Raw genomic sequence first — 18,285 nt, 5'->3', positions numbered from 1 at the left:
CCCGCATGCCATCCGCCATTACCACTGACGTGCTGATCGTCGGCGCCGGGGTCGCAGGCCTCTGGCTCAATGCCCGGCTGCGCCGCCTGGGCTACTCGACGGTACTGGTGGAACGCGCCAGCCTCGGTGGCGAGCAGACCATCAAGTCGCAGGGCATCATCCACGGCGGCACCAAGTACGCCCTGCACGGGGCGCTGACCGGCGCCTCCGAGGCCATCGCCGACATGCCGCGGCGCTGGCGCGAAGCGCTGGCCGGCAACGGCGAGCTGAACCTGAGCGCCACCCGCCTGCTGTCCGAGGCCCATTACCTCTGGTCCCCCGGCACCCTGGCCGGCAACCTCACCAGTTTCTTCGCCAGCAAGGCCGTGCGCGGCCGGGTCGACCAGGTCAAGGGCGAGCAGCTGCCGCCGGCCCTGCAGGATCGTGCGTTCAAGGGCAAGGTCTACCGCCTGGCCGAACTGGTCATCGACGTACCCAGCTTGCTGGCCAACCTCGCGCAACTGGCGGGTGACAGCTTGCTGGCCGGCGAGCGAATCGAACCACTGCGCGACGGTGAAGAGCTGGCCGGCCTGGTGGTCGATGGCCGCGAGATCCGCGCCCAGCGCATCGTCCTCAGCGCCGGCGCAGGCACCGCAGACCTGCTGCACGCTCTGGGGCTGGACCAACCAGCCATGCAACGCCGACCGCTGCACATGGTCCTGGCCAAGGGGCCCAACCTCAAGCCCCTGTATGCCCACTGCCTGGGCGGTGGCCCCAAGCCACGCATCACCGTGACCACCCATCCGGCCGCCGATGGCCAATGGGTATGGTACCTGGGTGGCGATATCGCCGAGGCCGACGGTGTTGCCCGTGAGCCCGCCGCACAAATCGCCGCGGCGCAGAAGGAAATCGCCAGCCTGTTGCCTTGGGTCGACCAAAGCCTGGTGCGCTGGGCCACCCTGCGCGTCGATCGCGCCGAGCCCGCGCAATCGGGCCTGGTACGCCCGGACAACGCCTTCCTTGCCGACCAGCAGCGCCTGCTGGTCGGCTGGCCGACCAAGCTGGCCCTGGCGCCGGACTTTGCCGATCGCGTGCTGGCCAGCTTCGAGCGCGACGGCGTGCGCGCGACGAGCCAGCCTGACCTTGCCGACCTGCCGCGCCCGCCGCTGGCGCTGCCAGCCTGGGAGCAACTGCTGCCATGAGCCTGCCGACCCTGCACGATCACCACCGTCCCTTGGGCAGCACCGGCCTGCGGGTATCGCCACTGGGCCTGGGCACGGTCAAGTTGGGCCGCGACCAAGGCGTCAAGTACCCCAATGGTTTCACCATTCCCGATGACCAGGCCGCGCATCTCCTGCTCGCGCAAGCCCGCGAGCTGGGCATCAACCTGATCGACACCGCCCCGGCCTATGGCCGCAGCGAGGAGCGGCTCGGCCCGTTGCTGCGCGGCCAGCGCGACCAATGGGTCATCGTCAGCAAGGTCGGTGAGGAGTTCGAGAACGGCCAGTCGCATTTCGATTTCAGCGCCGCCCACACCCGTCGCTCGGTGGAGCGCAGCCTCAAGCGCCTGGAAACCGACCGTATCGAGCTGGTACTGGTGCATTCCGATGGCAACGACCTGGCGATTCTCGAGCAGGAGGGGGTGTACGAAACCCTCGCCGCGCTCAAGCGCGAAGGCAAGATCCTCGGCTACGGATTCTCCGGCAAGACTGCCGCGGGAGGCCTGAAGGCCTTGGAACAAGGTGATTGCGCCATGGTCACCTACAACCTCAACGAGCAGGCGGAGCGGCCCGTGCTCGACTACGCTGCCGAACACGGCAAGGCCATCCTGGTGAAAAAGGCCCTGGCCAGCGGCCATATCTGCCTGGCGCCGGGGGTCGACCCGGTGCAAGCCAGTTTCGAGTTGCTGTTCGCCCACCCCGGCGTGTGCAGTGCCATCGTCGGCACCATCAACCCGGTACACCTGGCCCACAACGTGGCCACCGTCGCCCGCATCCTGGGCCGGCCCTGAGCCGCCCAGACGGGGGCCCAACGCAAGGAGGAGCCTCGTGCCGCGTACGCTGATCCGCAAGAATCCGAGCAACTTCAAGACCCTGCCGCTGCACGTCGAAGCCACGCCCGATGGCCTGACCTACCAGAGCATCGGCATGCCGCTGAACTTCGCCCAGACCCTGCAGCGGCGCAAGGCCATCCAGGTCGCCAACCCCGAACACTTCGTGGCGGAGCTGGCCAACCTTGGCGTGTCAGTGCGCCTCACCCTGAACTGGCAAGGCCGCGACTACTGGGTGCTGGTGCGCCAACGCCGACAGGACCGTGGCGATGTGGTGCTCAAGCTGATTTCCGGCTATGTCCCGGCCCACGAGCTGAACCTGCCGCTGCACACGGCGATCCAGGAAGTGGCCGAGGAGTGCCTGCTGGAAACCCCCGAGGGCTGGCTTGGCGGGCGCTTCAACGACACCTGGCTGCCGGCGCCTTATGCCGCCGCCCTGCACTATCGCGAGGCGCTGCCGTTCGTGCTCTCGCCCGAGTCCGGTGCCGCCCGCCCGGTGCACTGCGCCAGGCTGACGCTAATGGAGCGGCCACGGGCCTACGTGCACCTGCCTACCGCATCGTTACAGCTGATCTACGACCTGCGACTGCAAGTGCCCAGGGAGGCCAAGTCACTGAGCCTGTTCCATGTCGACGAGCGGCTCGAAGGCGACCAACTGGTGGCTCGGCTTGACCGCAAGCGCCCAGACCTTTACCTGATGCCGTTGAAAGATGGCTGCCCCGTGGCCGAGCTGTTCACCCTTAGAAAGGACGAGTTGCTGCCGGCAAGCACGCGCGGCCTATGGTTGGCCGAGAGCTTTGCGCAGCAGGAGGGCTGGGTGGTGCGCGAAGAGCGGGTCCGCTGGAAGGATTGGTTGAAGCAACAAGGCCTGGCCGAGCACAAGCGCGAACCGGCCTCGCACTTTGAGCGCTTCAGTAACAAGGCTCGGGCGTTGTTGGAGCGGGCCCGGGACACACTGCACAAATGAACACGGGACAAGCCCACCTATCATGGCAGCGGGCTTGTCCCGCGCAAGCACTGTCTCAGTGCTTGCGGATCTTCTCGACGATCGCCGTGGTCGAGCTGTTCTCCACCAGGCCGAGCACCTTCACCGTGCCACCATAGGTCTTGACGATGTCGGCGCCGACAACCTGGTCGATACCGTAGTCGCCGCCCTTGACCAGCACATCTGGCTTGACCTGGCGCAACAGGTTCTCGGGAGTATCCTCGGGGAAGCTGATAACCCAGTCCACCGCACCGAGCCCGGCGAGTACGGCCATGCGTCGATCGACGCTGTTGATCGGACGACCCGGGCCTTTCAGGCGGCTGACCGAGGCATCGTCGTTGATGGCGACGATCAGGCGATCACCCTGGGCACGCGCCTGCTCCAGATAGGTCACGTGGCCCGCGTGCAGGATATCGAAACAGCCATTGGTGAAGACGATTTTCTCGTTGTGCGCCCGGGCGTCGTCGATGGCCAGCAGCAACTGCTCCAAGCCCAACACACCGCGCTCGGAGCCTTCCTCGCGTTGGATCGCCCGGCGCAGTTCGGGTGCGCTGATCGCGGCGGTGCCCAGCTTGCCGACCACGATGCCGGCAGCCAGGTTGGCCAGGGCGACCGCGTGCGGCAGGTCTTCGCCCGCGGCAATGGCCGCGGCGAGAGTGGAAATCACCGTATCGCCGGCACCGGTGACATCGAACACCTCACGGGCTCGGGCCGGCAGGTGCAGCGCCGGATGGCCGATGCGCAGCAAGGTCATGCCGTGCTCGCCACGGGTCACCAGCAGCGCGCCCAGGTCCAGCTCTTCGAGCAGCTTCAGCCCCTTGGCAACAAGCTCGGCTTCGTCGGCGCAACGGCCGACGATGGTCTCGAACTCGCTGAGGTTCGGGGTGATCAGGCTGGCACCGCGGTAGATCGAGAAATCCTTGCCCTTTGGGTCGGCCAGCACCGGGATGCCCTTGCTGCGCGCAGCCTGGATCAACGACTGGTGATTCTTCAGCGCGCCCTTGCCGTAGTCGGACAGCACAAGCACCTTGACCCCTTCGAGCAAGGCATCCACTTCCGCCCCCAGCGATAGCGGGTCGGTGGCGAAGGGCTCTTCGAAATCGATGCGCAGCAACTGCTGGTGGCGGCTCATGACACGCAGCTTGACGATGGTCGGCTGATGGGCGATGCGCTGGAAGATCGAGCGCACGCCGGCGGCCTGCAGGCTGTTGGACAGGCTGTCGGCAGCCTCATCCTGGCCAGTAACACCGACCAACGCGGCCGGGGCCCCGAGCGCGGCGATGTTCAAAGCCACGTTGGCGGCGCCGCCGGGACGGTCCTCGATCTGATCGACCTTGACCACTGGCACCGGCGCTTCAGGCGAGATACGCGAAGTACCGCCATGCCAGTAGCGGTCGAGCATGACATCGCCGACCACCAATACCGGGGCTTGATCGAAACGCGGCATGGACAACTTCATGGGCAACCCATCATTGGAAAAGTGAACAGGGGCAGGATATTAGCACAGGGTTGCGCAGGGCTTTACGGCCAACCGCGGCAATGCTGTATCGATTGACTGGCGGGGCCGCGCGGGCCCCACCCTACGGCCGATCAGGTGATATCGGCCTTTTCCGCTTCGTCCAGGCCCATGGCGTGCAGGCGGGCATAATGGCCATTGGCCTGGAGCAGTTCGGCGTGGGTGCCACGCTCCACCAGACGGCCTTGATCCATTACCAGAATCAGGTCGGCTTTCTCGATGGTCGACAGGCGGTGGGCGATCACCAGGGTGGTGCGACCTTCCATCACGTGGTCCAGCGCCGCCTGGATGTGACGCTCGGACTCGGTATCCAGGGCCGAGGTCGCCTCGTCGAGAATCAGCAGTGGCGCGTTTTTCAGCAACGCCCGCGCAATCGCCAGACGCTGGCGCTGGCCTCCGGAGAGCAGCACGCCGTTCTCGCCGACCTCGGTATCAAAGCCCTTGGGCAACTGGTCGACGAACTCCTTGGCGTAGGCATCGGCGGCGGCGGCCTCGATATCCGCCCGGGGGGCGCCGGCCAGGTCACCGTAGGCGATGTTGTTGGCCACCGTGTCGTTGAACAGGGTGACGTGCTGGGTCACCTGGGACACATGGCGACGCAGGTTGCGCAGGCGGTACTGTTCGATTTCCACGCCGTCGAGCAGGATCTGCCCTTCCGTGTGGTGATAGAACCGCGGAATCAGCGCCGCCAGCGTCGACTTGCCGCTGCCGGACCGCCCGACCAGGGCGATCATCTGCCCAGGCTCGGCGGTGAAGCTGATGTCGCTGAGCACCTGACGCTCGGTGCCGGGGTAGGTGAAGCTGAGGTTGCGCACTTCGAGGCGCCCGTCGACCCGCTCCTTCTCGACGGTGCCGGCATCGACCTCCGGCTTCTCGTCCAACTGCTCGAAGATGCTTTCGGCACCGGCAAGGCCCTTCTGAATGGTCGAGCTGACTTCCGAGAGCTGGCGAATTGGCTTGGGCAGCAACCCAGCCGCCGTGATGTAGGCCACCAGATCACCGGCCGACGCCTCGCCGCGCAGGAACAGCACCAGGAACATCAGCGTGGCCATGGCGGTGTAGATCACCAGTTGCAGCAACGGCGTGTACAGCGCGCCGGTCTTGGTCATGCGCAGCTGCTTGTCGGTGTTGCTCTGGCTGGCGGCGTTGAAGCGACGCTCTTCGTAGCTTTCGCCACCGAAGCTGCGCACCACGCGATAGCCCTGGATGGTCTCGGAGGCCACATGCGTGACATCGCCCATGGCCACCTGGATCTTCTTGCTCTGCTTGCGGAATTTCTTGCTGGCGGTGCTCACCATTACCGCGATCAGCGGCAGGATCGCCACCATCACCAAGGTCAGTTTCCAGTTCATCCACAGCAAGTAGGCGAACAGGAACACCACTGTCAGGCCTTCACGGATGACCACCTTGATGGCATCGGTGGCCGCGCCGGTAACCATGGTCACGTTGAAGGTGATGCGCGAAATCAGATGCCCGGAGTTGTGGTTGTCGAAGTAGCGGTTGGGCAGCACCAGCAGCTTGTTGAACAACTCGACCCGTAGGTCGTGAACCAGACACAACGACACCTTGGACAGGTAGTAGTTGCCCAGGAACGAGCCCAGGCCCTGCCAGGCGGCGATCAGGATGATCAGCAGCGGCACCGCCTGCAGCAACTGCAAGTCGCGCAGGTAAGGCACGCTGGGGAACAACACGGCCTGGGGGTTGCTCAGGCCGTCGACGAAATACTTGAGGATCCCGGCCAGCATCGGTTGGGTCGATGCGAAGATCACGAAACCGACGATGCTCAGCAGGAAGATGCCAATATAAGGTTTGACGTAGCCCAGCAGGCGCAGGTAGATCTTCAGGCTCGCAGGCGAAGACGATTCGGGAACTGTCATGAGAATCCGTCGGGTCAAAAAGAGTCGGGATTATAACACACGCGGTGTCTCGCACCGCGCGCTGCAGGTAAGATAGGCGGCTGTCCCGAACCCATGGCCCTGGAGGCTAGATGCACGCACTTGACCACGCCCGCTACCTTGCCCTGCGCGAGGGCGCTCATGTCCTCGAAGCCGACGGCACTGGCGACAAGGTCCTGCGCCTGCGCGACGGCACGATGCTCAAGCTGTTCCGGCGCAAGCGCCTGATCACCTCCGCGGCCTGGTATCCCTATGCCCGACGCTTCGCCGACAACTGCGAGGCCCTGGCCGCGCGCGGCATCCCCTGCCCACAGGTCAAGGCGGTGTATCGTATCGCCGAGATCGCCCGCGATGCCGTGCATTACGACCCGCTCCCAGGGCTTACGCTGCGTCAGCTACTGGACCAGCCCGGCGAGCATCCCGAGCTGCGCGACCAGCTCGGGCAGTTCATCGCGACGCTGCACGAGTCAGGCGTGTACTTCCGCTCCGCGCATCTGGGCAACGTGGTACTGACGCCCGAAGGCAAGCTGGGGTTGATCGATGTCGCCGACCTGCGCATTTACCGCAAGCCACTTCGCCGATCACAACGTCAGCGCAACTTCCGCCACATGCTGCGGTATCGGCAAGATCGGGAATGGTTGCTGGGTGACCGTGACAACGTGTTCATCGAGGCCTACCTGGCCAGCCAGCAGGTCTGTCGTCGCCAGGACCTGGCCAGCGCACTGGCCTGAACGAAGATGGCCGCCCGGAGGCGGCCATCGTCAGCGCAAACGTCGCTGCTGCAACCCACGGCCAAGCACCATGGCTGCCGGCAGCAGGACCAGCGGCCATAGCTCGTCGGGGTTACCAATCAGCTTGCTGCCGTCGAAGTTGAGCATGACCAGGGCACAGGCCAGGTACATGCCCCAAGGATCACGAAGGCGCAAGGCCTGTACCAGGGTCATCGCCACAATGACCAGGAACAGGACCAGCGAGACACCACCGGTATAGAGGCCCAGCGCAACAAAGATATTGTGAGGATGCTGGATCGGCATGAAGCCGCTCAGCAGCTTGTCGGTATGGAACTCGACACCGCAGCCAATCATCCAGCCACAGTTCTGCCACTCGCCGACCATCACGTGGAACAACTCGCCGCGATAGGAGTCACCGCGCTCGAAAAGCGAATGGAACCAGGCCATGTCCTTCACCAACCAGAGGGCGATGCCTCCGAGTACCGCGAACACCAACAGCCAGCTCCCGGCCACGCGCGGGAAGCGCCACAATGCCCAGCACGCCCAGGCGGCAAACAGGAAGGCAGCGCCGACCATAGCGGTACGCGTCTGCAGGACAAAGGTGATCGCCACCACCGACAGCGCGACGGCGGCAAACGCTTCGATCCAGCGGCGACGGTGCAACCATCCCGGCATTGCCAGTGCCAACGCACAGAGCAGCCATATACTGGTGTAGATCACGTTCTGCATGCGCGCGGGCATCAGACTCACCCGCTCACCCAAGGCATGTACGCCGGTCAGGTAAGCGAAAGCCGAATAGCCGAAGATGTACAGGCAGATGATCCAGAACAGCGCACGAGCAAACACTTCGGAGCGGAAGAAACCCTGATTCGTCAGCCCTGCCACAGCGAACACAAAGAGCGCGACATAAGCGATGTGCTTGTAGAACTGCCCATCGCCAGCAATCGCTGCGGGCACCAGGAACCAAAGCAGGAACAGCAGCCACGCCAATCCAAGCTTGTCGTTGAACAACCCCGCACCGCGCTCCTTGACCAGGAACACCAAGCCAGGCAACGCGATGAAAGCGTAGAAAATGTTGTTCGTCCATTTCGATGACGCCATCAGCACGAAGCTGGCGAGGAACACGATCAACGCGGCACTGAAATAGCGCTGACTCGTGCGGTTATCGCTGTCAATCCCTTCAAACATCCTTCAACACCCATCCAAGCAATAGTCCAATAAACAACACGCCCAGCAGACGAATGCGATCCATGCGCTTGCGTCGAGCCTTCTTGATCTTCTCTTCCGGCATTTCCACATGCTCGCCGAACCCTGTGTGCAGCACCGCGTCGTTCTCGAGGATCAGCGCGTAGCGGTCACGTTCGGCGTACAGCCGCGACAGGCTCTTCTCGCCCGAATGCGCGGCGTACGGCGCATGCGCCTGGTAGTCGGCGAGCCTGCGCAGGCCAGGGTTGAAAGAGAACCCCTGCCATTCCGCCTTGTGCGAACCCAGCTTGTGGAAGGGGATACCCTGCAGCACCTGGCGCGCTTCAAGGAACACATAGGGGCTGTGCACCTGCAAGTCATGGTTGAAGCTGCGCAGCCAGACCTGCAAGGCTTGCGGGTCGGCTTCGAGCAAGGCCTGGGACTCCTCGACGAAACCCGGGCGATAGAACGCCCAGTCATCCTCGCAATGGAACACCCAGAACGTCTTGACCTGCGAGTAGGCGGCATCCACCGAACGCAACTGCCCGAGCTTGGGGTTGTTGACGATGAAGGTGGTGTGCTCGCGCCAGTGCTCGGGAATGCAACCCCGTACCGCCTCGTCACCGGAGTCCTCGGTGATGAACACTTCGCGGATAGGCGCCGTGTTGTAGAGATCAAAACTCTCGAGCGTGCGCTTGAGCAGTTCAAAACGACCACAGCTGGTCACCACCAGTGTGATCTCGCTGTTTTCACTGAAGATCATGGCTTCCTCGATGTGTTCAGGGCTTAACGCGACCAACCAATGGCATGCAGCAAACGCTCCACCAGGCCGGGTTTGCTGGCCGGGCGTAACGGCGCGCGCATGGCCTCGGTGATCGCCTGCCCAAGCGCGTGAAAGGTATAACGCTGCTCGGCCAGCTGCTGGCCGTTGTGTGAGATGCGCTCGGCCAGGGCGAGGTCGCCACGCAGCCGGGCGAGCTTCTCGCGTAGTTGTTCAAGGTCGCGATAGAGCACGATGTTGTGCATGTCTTCGAAGCCCAGTGCCTGGTTCTCCTCCTCGCCCTGGTCATAGGCGAACAGGACACAACCACAGGCCATGGCTTCGAAGTTCTTGATCATGTACTCGCCCATGCCGACGTCGGCACTGACGAAGAAGCGAATGCGACTGAGAGTCTGGCTGTATTCCTCGCCCGACTTGGTGCGGGTGATCAACAGGTTCTCTACCGCCGCGATCGACTCGAGCATCTGCTTGCGCCCGGAGTAAGCCACGCTGCGCAGGCTGCCGACGAACGCCAGTTCGATGTCGCGCTCGCGGTTCTCGTTGCGCAACAGTGCCTGGTCGTAGCCCTTGGGCACGAATACCGCATCGAAACCTTCATCACGCAGCCGGCGGGTAACCACCGCGCCTGAAGTGATGACCCGTGCCCACGGCAACTGGCTGTAGTACTCGCTGAACTTGCCGGTGTACTTGCACGGTATGTAGTTCTGGTAGGCATCGTGCTCGAGGATCACCAGGTTCGGGAGCGTGCGGATGAAACGTGCCTGGCGGATTTCTTTCTTGAACCGCAGGAAGAACAGGATGCGGTCGTACTGATCGACTTGCACATGTTCGCGGAAATAGCTACGCAAGTCGGCCTGCTGGTCACCGGTAAGCCAGCGGATATCGCACTCGCAGTCGGCCGCGATACCTTCGTAAAGACGGTCCAGGATGGCGCGTTGCTCTTTCTGGACCAGGAACAGGACTTTCACCGTGGCTCTCTCTTGTCGATCACTGTACCGACCCACAGCAGTTCGTGGCGCCGTACGGCCTTGCGGAAGAATTCATTGTCACCGAATGCCGGCCAGCGCCGGGCGGCCAAGCAGCGCTGCAGGAAGCGACGAACCCTGCGTTTGAATGGAGCCGCAGGCTGCAGGTCGTGCATCATACCCAAAGCGATGGCCTTTTGCCTCTGCTGCTGCTCGCCAACCCCAAGCACCCAGGGGCGCATGGGCAGGCCCGCATCGAAGAACGGTGGCAAAGGCACCCCGGTACCGGCATCGCCCATCGGCCAGCGATCATTGTCGTGCAGGTGATTGGCGTACAACAGCAAGTTTTGCGGTTGCCAACTCGCCCCTTGCAACGCTTGCTGCAGGGCGTCATGGGCGCACACGTGGTCCGGGTGGGGGTCGAGTGTCGGGTGCGGCATCACGATGGTTGCCGGGCGCGCACGCTCGATGAGCTCGCGCAGATCCTGGACCAGGTTGCTCCAGGTCGGCCGGCCATCGGCATCGCTGCACAGCGCGACTTCATTGAAACGGCGGAATGGCCGGGTGTCGGCCAGGTCGGCCTCGCGCGATGCGACAGGTGTCTCGGGCTCGGCCTGCATGGCCGGCAGCTGCATGCAGAAATAACCCAACTGCACGCACTGCTGGGAAGGCACCCCGGCCCAGCGGGGCACGGCGATGCTGTCCCAACTGCGCAACTCGCCCTTGAGGCGGGCCGCCTCTACCAGGTCGAGGCCGAAGGTTTCGCGGTAATACGCGTTCTCGATCTCACCTGCGGTCAGGGTCACGATCCAGCTGCTTTTAGCCTGGGCATAAGCAGCGAACGCCGCAAGCTCGGCATCGTCGGCATGAGGTGCGATGACCATCAGCGAGCCGGCCAGGTAGTCGTCGTGACGGAACACCAGCAACTCCATCTCCGGCGCCACGCGGCAGTGCCGGCCACTCAGGCGCAGCCGCCCGGCGCCCAGCGCCTCGGCCTGCCCCCCCAGGTTCAGGTAGCGCACACCGCGAACACCACGCTCGAAGGCCTGGCAATCGGCGACGCCACCTTCGATGCGTACCGCAGGGTCGAGCAGACGCCCCAACCAACCGGCGCGCAGATTCACCCGCAGCAACAGGGTCTCGTTACCGTCCAGTTGGCAATCTTTCGGCAACGCAAGCACCCCGCCAAGGCCGTGCAGTGCATGACGCTCGCTGGCCTGCAAGTCGTACTGGTAGTCGCTGCCGGGCACGTAGAACAGGTGGTCGGAGAACCAGGCCTCATGGGCCACCCACAACAACACCGCGAGGACAGGCGGCAACCACCATGCCCACAGCGCCGTGAGCAACAGCGCGACAAGCAACACCAGCAGGATCACCCGCTTGCGCTTGCGATGGCGTTTGAGCAGTTGCTGCTTGTTGGCGCTCATGTTCAGACCTGGAAGACGTTGACGGGGTTGCACCAACGATCCTTGTACTCTCGATCGGCCCGGCCGAAGGAGAACCGCAGCGCCTTGCCGCGGGCATTGGCATCCTCCCAGGCAGCCTGGGTATTAAGGAAGCTCAGTACGCTACCAGGGCTGAAGGCCTTGGTCTGCGGGTCGACACCGCCGTTTACATATTCGACGCTGATCCACTGTGGCGCCTCGACGCGATACACCAGCTGGATCGCGATCGGCGCGCCCTCCAGGAACAGCACGGAGCCAATCAACAGTTCGCGCAGGCGCTCGACCACTTCGGCCATGCGGGCCGCGCCGGTAGCCGGGAACCCCCAGCGACGCTGGAACAAGTCACAGTACATCGCCGCGATCTCGGCTGCAGTGAAATCGCCAATCGGTCGCACCTGGCCGCCGGCCTCTTCCAGCAGGCGCAGCTCACGGCGCTGGTTATAGCGAAACTTCTTCGACAGGTCCTCGTGCGGGCGAGACATGGCCAATTGCTCGGGCTGCGCCTTGAGACCGCTGAAACGGCCCTGGTTCAACTCGGACAGGTAACGCCCGGCATGGCGCAGCGGCGCGGCGCAGTCATCGGCGGCCGGCAGGATGATCTCGGCGTTGCCCAGGTCGAACAGGCCTTTCTTGCCATGCCGCTTGAGCACGTCCTTGGACAGCGCCAAGTGGCGCCCCCATACCGGCAACGCGGCCTTGAGCTCACCATCCTGTGGAAAACCCAGATAACGCACCGGGATCTGGGCCAGGTCGGCCAGTTGCTCGATCACCAGAGGATGGGTCGCCACACTGCCGCCAAACCGCTGCCAGGTATCGCCGTAGGCGGCCGCGTCGATGACTTGCCAACCGCGTTCGCGCCAGCCTTGGATAAAGTTGAGCATCAGGCCTCCGCGACCAGCGCACGCACCTGCGGCAACTGCCAGAAGGCACCGCGCACTGCCTGGTCGCTGAAACGCTGCTGCAGGCGCTGCAGCATGTGCAAAGCACAGGCCTCGCGCTGCCCGGCGTCCAACCCGGCCATGTGTTTCAGGCCCTGGGCCAGCTGCGCGGCATCGCCCAGCGGGAACAGCACGCCCACACCCTCAACCACTTCCCGGGCGCCGCCACAGGCAGTGGCCAGGAGCGGCACGCCTGCCACCATGGCCTCCAGCAGGACCATGCCGAACGGCTCATGGTCGGAGCTCAGTGCAAATACATCGAAGGCGCGGAAGTAACGGCGGGCGTCCGGCACCTGGCCGAGAAAGTCCACCTGCCCGGCAATGCCCAGCTCAGCGGCCAATGCCCTGAGCTGCGCCTCGAGGCGGCCCTTGCCCAGGATTGCCAGCCGCGCGCCAGCCGGCAGGCCAGGCAAGGCTTCGGCGAAGCCGCGCAACAGCGTGGCCTGGTCCTTGTCCGGGTGCAGGCGACCGACATTGCCCACCACCCAGGCATGCTCATCCAGGCCCAAGGCACAACGCGCCTCGTCACGCGGCACCAAGCTGGCCTGCAATGTCTCGACATCGATGCGGTTGTACAGGGTCTGGATACGCTCGGCCGGCCAACGCCCCAAGCAGCGTCGCATGTCGTCGCGCACCGCATCCGAGACACCGAGCAGGCTCAGGCGTTTACGGAACAGGTTGGCGAACAGGCGACGCCCCTTGCGCTGGTAGTCGCCAAACGCGTGGTGCACGCCGATCACCGGCAGGCCGGTGCCCAGCAGCGCGACATAGATCGGCTTGAAGCGGTGGGCGATGCAGAACGCGAAATTGCGCTGCGCGGCGATCTTGCGCAGCGCGGCGATGGCACCCAGTTTCAGGCCACGCACGGCCTTTGAACTGAATTCCAGGAACAATACCTCGTCCGAGGCGCAGCCAGCCGCGACCTGCGCGTCAGCTGCCCCGGTGAGGAACACGGTGGTGACCTTGTAGCCGCTGCCCTGGAACAGGCTGGCGTATTGACGGGCGCAGTCGAGGAACGGCCCGTCATAGCCATGGCAGAACTGCAGGATCCGCGGTTCAGAGCGGCTGGTCATACGGCGCGGCGCCTTCCTTGACCACCAGGATGTCTTCCATGATCAGGTACTGCAGGTCCGAGCCGAAGAACATGTTCAGGGCGTCGGTCGGCGAGCAGATCATCGGTTCGCCACGGCGGTTGAGCGAGGTGTTCAGCGACACGCCGTTGCCGGTCAGGTCTTCCAGCGCCTTCATCATGTCGTAGTAGCGCGGATTGTACTCGCGCTTGAGCACCTGGGCACGCGAGGTACCGTCCTCGTGGACCACTTCCGGCACGCGGGTCTTCCACTCTTCAGCCACTTCGAAGGTGAAGGTCATGAACGGGGCCGGATGGTCGATCTTGATCATCTGCGGCGCGACGGTGTCGAGCATCGATGGGCAGAAAGGCCTCCAGCGCTCGCGGAACTTGATCTGGTGGTTGATGCGGTCGGCCACGCCCGGCACGCTCGGGCAACCGATGATCGAGCGACCACCCAGTGCGCGCGGGCCAAACTCCATGCGACCCTGGAACCAGGCAACCGGGTTGCCGTCGACCATGATCTTGGCAATCTGCTCGGGCATGTTCTCGAGCTTGCGCCATACCGGTTTGCTCGGGTGACGGGCGCAGGCGGCGATCACGTCTTCGTTGGAGTACGCAGGGCCGAGATAGACGTGCTCCATCTTCTCGACCGGCACGCCACGGGCGTGGGACACATAGGCAGCTGCACCTACCGCAGTACCGGCGTCGCCGGACGCTGGCTGGACGAACAACTCTTTCACGTCATCGCGGGCGATGATCTTCTGGTTCAGTTTGACGTTCAGCGCACAGCCGCCGGCGAAGGCCAGCTTGCCGGTCTCTTTCAGGGTATCGCCCAGGTAGTGGTCGATCATCTGCAGGGCGAGTTTCTCGAACAATGCCTGCATGCTCGCCGCGTAGTGGATATACGGCTCGTCGGCGATATCGCCTTCGCGTTTCGGACCCAACCACTCGATCAGCTTGGGCGAGAAGTAGAAGCCCTTGCCCTTCTCTTTATAGCGGCGCAGGCCAATGACGTTGGCGTACTCGGTGTTGATCACCAGCTCGCCGTTTTCGAAGCTGGCCAGGCGCGAGAAGTCATATTTGCTGGCATCGCCATACGGCGCCATGCCCATGACCTTGAACTCGCCATCGAGCATCTCGAAGCCGAGGAACTCGGTGATCGCGCCATACAGGCCACCCAGGGAATCCGGGTCGAAGAATTCCTTGATCTTGTGGATCTTGCCGTTTTCGCCATAGCCGAAGAAGGTAGTGGCGTACTCGCCCTTGCCGTCGATGCCGAGGATCGCGGTCTTCTCTTTGAAGCCCGAGCAGTGGTAGGCGCTGGAGGCGTGGGCCAGGTGGTGCTCGACCGGTTCGATCTTGATCTTCTTCGGATCGAAGCCCAACTGCTCCAGGCACCAGACGATCTTCTTGCGATAGCGCTTGTAACGGCGGTTGCCCATCAGCAGCGCGTCGAGGGCGCGGTCCGGGGCGTACCAGTAGCGCTTGGCGTAGTGCCAGCGAGCCTTGCCGAACAGGCTGATCGGGGCGAAAGGAATGGCCACCACGTCGACGTCCGACGGCTTGATGCCGGCCTGCTCCAGGCAGAACTTCGCCGACTCGTAGGGCATGCGGTTCTTCGCATGCTTGTCACGCACGAAGCGCTCTTCTTCGGCGGCGGCAATCAGCTTGCCGTCGATGTACAGGGCCGCGGAAGGGTCATGGCTAAGGGCGCCGGACAGGCCAAGAATCGTCAGTGCCAAGGGGTTAGCCTCTCAAATCGGTATGAAGTGCGCCACCGGCCATTCAGGCGGATGGCGGCTAAAGGGCGGGATTATAACGCAAAGATCGCCTGACGCGATGCATGGACGTGGCAGCGCGCTTGCCCCGCGATGGCGCTGGATTTGCTGACGCCATCGCCGGGCAAGTCAGGCCGCCGCATCGCCGCTCCCACGGTGCTTGCGACGCCTGTTTATTCGGCGATCAGCCAGTCCATGCGGAAGCTGCCGGCGGTCTGCGCCAGTTCCTTGGCCAACCACGGCAGCAGCTCCTTGAGCTCATCTTCCAGGCCCCACGGTGGGTTGGCGATGGCCAGGCCCGAGCCGTTCAGGCCCTGCGGGCTGTCCTGGTGATGCACATACAGTTCCACGCGCAGCAGCTTGGGCGCACCGGTGCTGGTGAGGTCCTGGTAGAAGCGGGTCAGCGAGCGCTGGTCCTTGATCGGGTACCAGATGGCCGCGACGGTCTGGCGCATGCGACCGATCGCCTCCTTCATCGCCACGGTGCAGCGCTTGAGCTCGTCGGCCTGCTCGAACGGCGGGTCGATCAACATGATCGCGCGTTTTTCCTGCACCGGCAGCAGGGCCCGCGGGATGTGCCAGCCCTCGCCCAGGTGCACGGTGACTCGCGGGTCCTTTTTCATGTTCTCTTTGAGCAGCACGCCGTCTTCAGGATGCTTTTCGTTGAGCTGCGCACGGTCCTGTTCACGCATCAAACGCCGGGCCAGTTCGGGGGAGCCCGGGTAGTAGCGCAGCTCGCCGTTCTTGTTCAGGCGCTTGATAACGCCCAGATAGTCAGCGGTAACGGCGGGCAGGTCATCGCGATTCCACAGGCGGGCGACGCCCTCGAGGTACTCACCGGTACGGCTTGCCTGGTCGCCCTGCAGGTCGTACAGGCCAAGCCCTGCGTGGGTATCGATATAGGCGAACGGCTGCTCCTTGCGCGACATCAGGGCGATGAGGCGAGTGAGCACGATGTGCTTGAGGACGTCGGCGTGGTTGCCGGCGTGGAAGGCGTGGCGATAGTTCATGGCAGCTCCTGCGAAGGCGACAAGTTTACCTTGCCTTGACCGCCGCAAAAAGCATCGCGGGACAAGCCCTCTCCCACGCCACTTGAAGAGGCTGCGTAGGAGCGGGCTTGTCCCGCGACAGGGACAACGCCGAATCAGCAGGTATTACTTGTCGGCGTGATACTGCGCATCAGCGGTTTCAAAACGCGAAACCATGCTGTTCGTCGGGCTGCCAAGCTTGCTCACCAGGAAGATGGCGATGCTGGCGAACAGGAAGCCCGGGATGATCTCATACAGGCCGGTATCCAGCTGTTTCCAGACGATCACGGTCAGCGCACCGACCACGATGCCCGCCAACGCGCCATTGCGGGTCATGCCTTTCCACAGCACCGAAAGCAGCACGACAGGGCCGAAGGCGGCACCGAAGCCGGCCCAGGCGTAGGCCACCAGACCCAGCACGCGGTTTTCGGGGTTCGCGGCCATGGCGATGGCGATCAACGCGACGGCCAGCACCATCATGCGACCGACCCATACCAGCTCCTTCTGCGAAGCGTTCTTGCGCAGGAAGGCCTTGTAGAAGTCTTCGGTCAGGGCGCTGGAGCACACCAGCAGTTGGCAGCTCAGGGTGCTCATCACCGCCGCCAGGATGGCCGAAAGCAGCACACCGGCGACCCATGGGTTGAACAGGATCTTGGCCAGCTCGATGAAGACGCGCTCGTGGTTTTCGGTGACCGGACCGGCCAGGTCAGGGTGCGCCGAGAAGTAGGCGATACCGAAGAAGCCCACGGCGCAGGTACCGGCCAGGCAGAGGATCATCCAGGTCATGGAGATGCGACGGGCGTTGGCAATCGACTTCACCGAGTCGGCAGCCATGAACCGCGCCAGGATGTGCGGCTGGCCGAAGTAGCCCAGGCCCCAGCCCATCAGCGAGATGATGCCGATGAAGGTGGCGCCCTTGAACATGTCGAAGTGCGCCGGGTTCACCGCGTCGATGGCAGCGAAGGTCTGGTCGAAGCCGCCGGTGGAGATCAACACGATCACCGGAGTCAGAATCAGCGCGAAGATCATCAGCGAGGCCTGCACGGTGTCGGTCCAGCTCACCGCCAGGAAGCCACCGACGAAGGTGTAGGCGATGGTGGCTGCGGCACCGGCCCACAGGGCGGTCTCATAGGACATGCCGAAGGTGCTTTCGAACAGACGGGCGCCGGCGACAATGCCGGAGGCGCAGTAGATGGTGAAGAAAACCAGGATGACGATCGCCGAGATGATCCGCAGCAGGCCGGTTTGATCTTCGAAACGGCTGGCGAAGTAGTCCGGCAGTGTCAGGGCATCGCCGTTGTGTTCGGTCTGCACACGCAGCCGGCCAGCGACGAACAACCAGTTCAGGTAGGCGCCAACGGTCAGGCCGATGGCGATCCAGGCCTCGGAAAGGCCGGCGAAGTAGATGGCGCCCGGCAGGCCCATCAGCAGCCAGCCGCTCATGTCCGATGCGCCGGCGGAAAGCGCGGTGACCACGCTGCCGAGACTACGGCCGCCGAGAATATAGTCGGAAAGGTTCTTGGTGGAGCGATAGGCGGCAAAGCCGATCAGCACCATTACCGCAATGTAGACCACGAAAGTGATCGTTAGTGGATTGCCCATGAGTTGTGCCCTGGCGTTGTTTTTATCTCTTGCGACCCGCCGTGCACGACGGCGGTTGCACCCAGGCGGCGAATCCTATGCAACAACGTGAACGAGGTGCAACCATTTTTCATTTGCCAGTTGCACCCAGCCATGCATTTTCAGATAAAACCGCATTCTTGCTCCAATTCGGAGCAAACAAAGCGTTTTCCATAACAAATTGAACCAATAAAGACCGTTTCGGTTGTATGGAAACATCCTTCAGACGAGTAGCACCTTTACCTTGAAAAAATCGGGTTGCACCCGGTTGCACCCGAATTGTCCTACAGGCTAATCTTGCCGCCAGCTTAGGCCAC

15 protein-coding genes are annotated in these 18,285 nt (G+C 63.5%); 4 read left to right on the top strand and 11 right to left on the bottom strand.

What is annotated here, in order from left to right:
- The first annotated feature begins 5 nt into the window (after positions 1-5).
- The 3 genes from BMY03_RS23210 to BMY03_RS23200 are packed head-to-tail and all read left to right on the top strand — an operon-like array spanning position 6 to position 2,996.
- A complete protein-coding gene (locus BMY03_RS23210; protein WP_094012372.1) occupies positions 6-1,181 on the top strand; it encodes an NAD(P)/FAD-dependent oxidoreductase in 1,176 nt (391 codons plus the stop codon).
- Positions 1,178-1,990: an aldo/keto reductase gene (locus BMY03_RS23205; RefSeq protein ID WP_094012371.1), complete on the top strand. Its 813-nt coding sequence runs from the start codon at positions 1,178-1,180 to the stop codon at positions 1,988-1,990. Before BMY03_RS23210 ends, BMY03_RS23205 begins: the two co-directional genes overlap by 4 nt.
- Before the next feature lie 37 nt (positions 1,991-2,027).
- Positions 2,028-2,996, top strand: coding sequence for a metal ABC transporter ATPase (locus BMY03_RS23200; RefSeq protein WP_094012370.1), 969 nt, complete (start codon positions 2,028-2,030; stop codon positions 2,994-2,996).
- 55 nt (positions 2,997-3,051) lie between these two features.
- Here the strand turns inward: BMY03_RS23200 and hldE are convergent, their stop codons facing one another.
- Both hldE and msbA read right to left on the bottom strand, forming a co-directional pair.
- Positions 3,052-4,473 (bottom strand): bifunctional D-glycero-beta-D-manno-heptose-7-phosphate kinase/D-glycero-beta-D-manno-heptose 1-phosphate adenylyltransferase HldE, encoded by a 1,422-nt coding sequence (gene hldE, locus BMY03_RS23195; RefSeq protein WP_094012369.1) that lies wholly within the window; start codon positions 4,471-4,473, stop codon positions 3,052-3,054.
- 131 nt (positions 4,474-4,604) lie between these two features.
- Positions 4,605-6,407: a lipid A export permease/ATP-binding protein MsbA gene (gene msbA / locus BMY03_RS23190; protein WP_046853969.1), complete on the bottom strand. Its 1,803-nt coding sequence runs from the start codon at positions 6,405-6,407 to the stop codon at positions 4,605-4,607.
- Between the two features lie 110 nt (positions 6,408-6,517).
- On the opposite strand from msbA, the gene BMY03_RS23185 reads away from it, so the two are divergent.
- Positions 6,518-7,156, top strand: coding sequence for a phosphotransferase (locus tag BMY03_RS23185; RefSeq protein WP_094012368.1), 639 nt, complete (start codon positions 6,518-6,520; stop codon positions 7,154-7,156).
- 30 nt (positions 7,157-7,186) lie between these two features.
- Here BMY03_RS23185 and BMY03_RS23180 read toward each other — a convergent pair whose 3' ends face one another.
- The 9 genes from BMY03_RS23180 to putP form a co-directional block, all read right to left on the bottom strand.
- Positions 7,187-8,344, bottom strand: coding sequence for a hypothetical protein (locus tag BMY03_RS23180; protein ID WP_094012367.1), 1,158 nt, complete (start codon positions 8,342-8,344; stop codon positions 7,187-7,189).
- Complete coding sequence (locus tag BMY03_RS23175) at positions 8,337-9,104, bottom strand: glycosyltransferase family 2 protein (RefSeq protein WP_094012366.1); 768 nt, start codon at positions 9,102-9,104, stop codon at positions 8,337-8,339. The genes BMY03_RS23180 and BMY03_RS23175 overlap by 8 nt, the downstream gene beginning before the upstream one ends.
- Before the next feature lie 23 nt (positions 9,105-9,127).
- Entirely contained in the window at positions 9,128-10,090 is a 963-nt protein-coding gene (locus BMY03_RS23170; RefSeq protein WP_094012365.1) for a glycosyltransferase family protein, read from the bottom strand.
- A complete protein-coding gene (locus BMY03_RS23165; protein ID WP_094012364.1) occupies positions 10,087-11,514 on the bottom strand; it encodes a PIG-L deacetylase family protein in 1,428 nt (475 codons plus the stop codon). Before BMY03_RS23165 ends, BMY03_RS23170 begins: the two co-directional genes overlap by 4 nt.
- Positions 11,515-11,516: 2 nt before the next feature.
- Entirely contained in the window at positions 11,517-12,413 is an 897-nt protein-coding gene (locus tag BMY03_RS23160; RefSeq protein WP_094012363.1) for an antimicrobial resistance protein Mig-14, read from the bottom strand.
- A complete protein-coding gene (locus tag BMY03_RS23155) occupies positions 12,413-13,543 on the bottom strand; it encodes a glycosyltransferase (protein WP_094012362.1) in 1,131 nt (376 codons plus the stop codon). The genes BMY03_RS23160 and BMY03_RS23155 overlap by 1 nt, the downstream gene beginning before the upstream one ends.
- Positions 13,527-15,284 (bottom strand): carbamoyltransferase family protein, encoded by a 1,758-nt coding sequence (locus tag BMY03_RS23150; RefSeq protein WP_023630136.1) that lies wholly within the window; start codon positions 15,282-15,284, stop codon positions 13,527-13,529. Before BMY03_RS23150 ends, BMY03_RS23155 begins: the two co-directional genes overlap by 17 nt.
- Positions 15,285-15,493: 209 nt before the next feature.
- Positions 15,494-16,330, bottom strand: coding sequence for a 23S rRNA (adenine(2030)-N(6))-methyltransferase RlmJ (locus BMY03_RS23145; RefSeq protein ID WP_094012361.1), 837 nt, complete (start codon positions 16,328-16,330; stop codon positions 15,494-15,496).
- A 144-nt stretch (positions 16,331-16,474) separates the two neighbouring features.
- On the bottom strand, positions 16,475-17,950 hold the full coding sequence (gene putP, locus BMY03_RS23140) for a sodium/proline symporter PutP (protein WP_023630134.1): 1,476 nt from the start codon (positions 17,948-17,950) through the stop codon (positions 16,475-16,477).
- Positions 17,951-18,285: the final 335 nt, after the last annotated feature.

Origin of the sequence: Pseudomonas soli (assembly GCF_900110655.1) — a bacterium.
Taxonomy (GTDB): Bacteria; Pseudomonadota; Gammaproteobacteria; order Pseudomonadales; family Pseudomonadaceae; genus Aquipseudomonas; species Aquipseudomonas soli.
The sequence above is the reverse complement of the archived record's forward strand: the minus strand, read 5'-3'. Positions and strand labels throughout refer to the sequence as shown.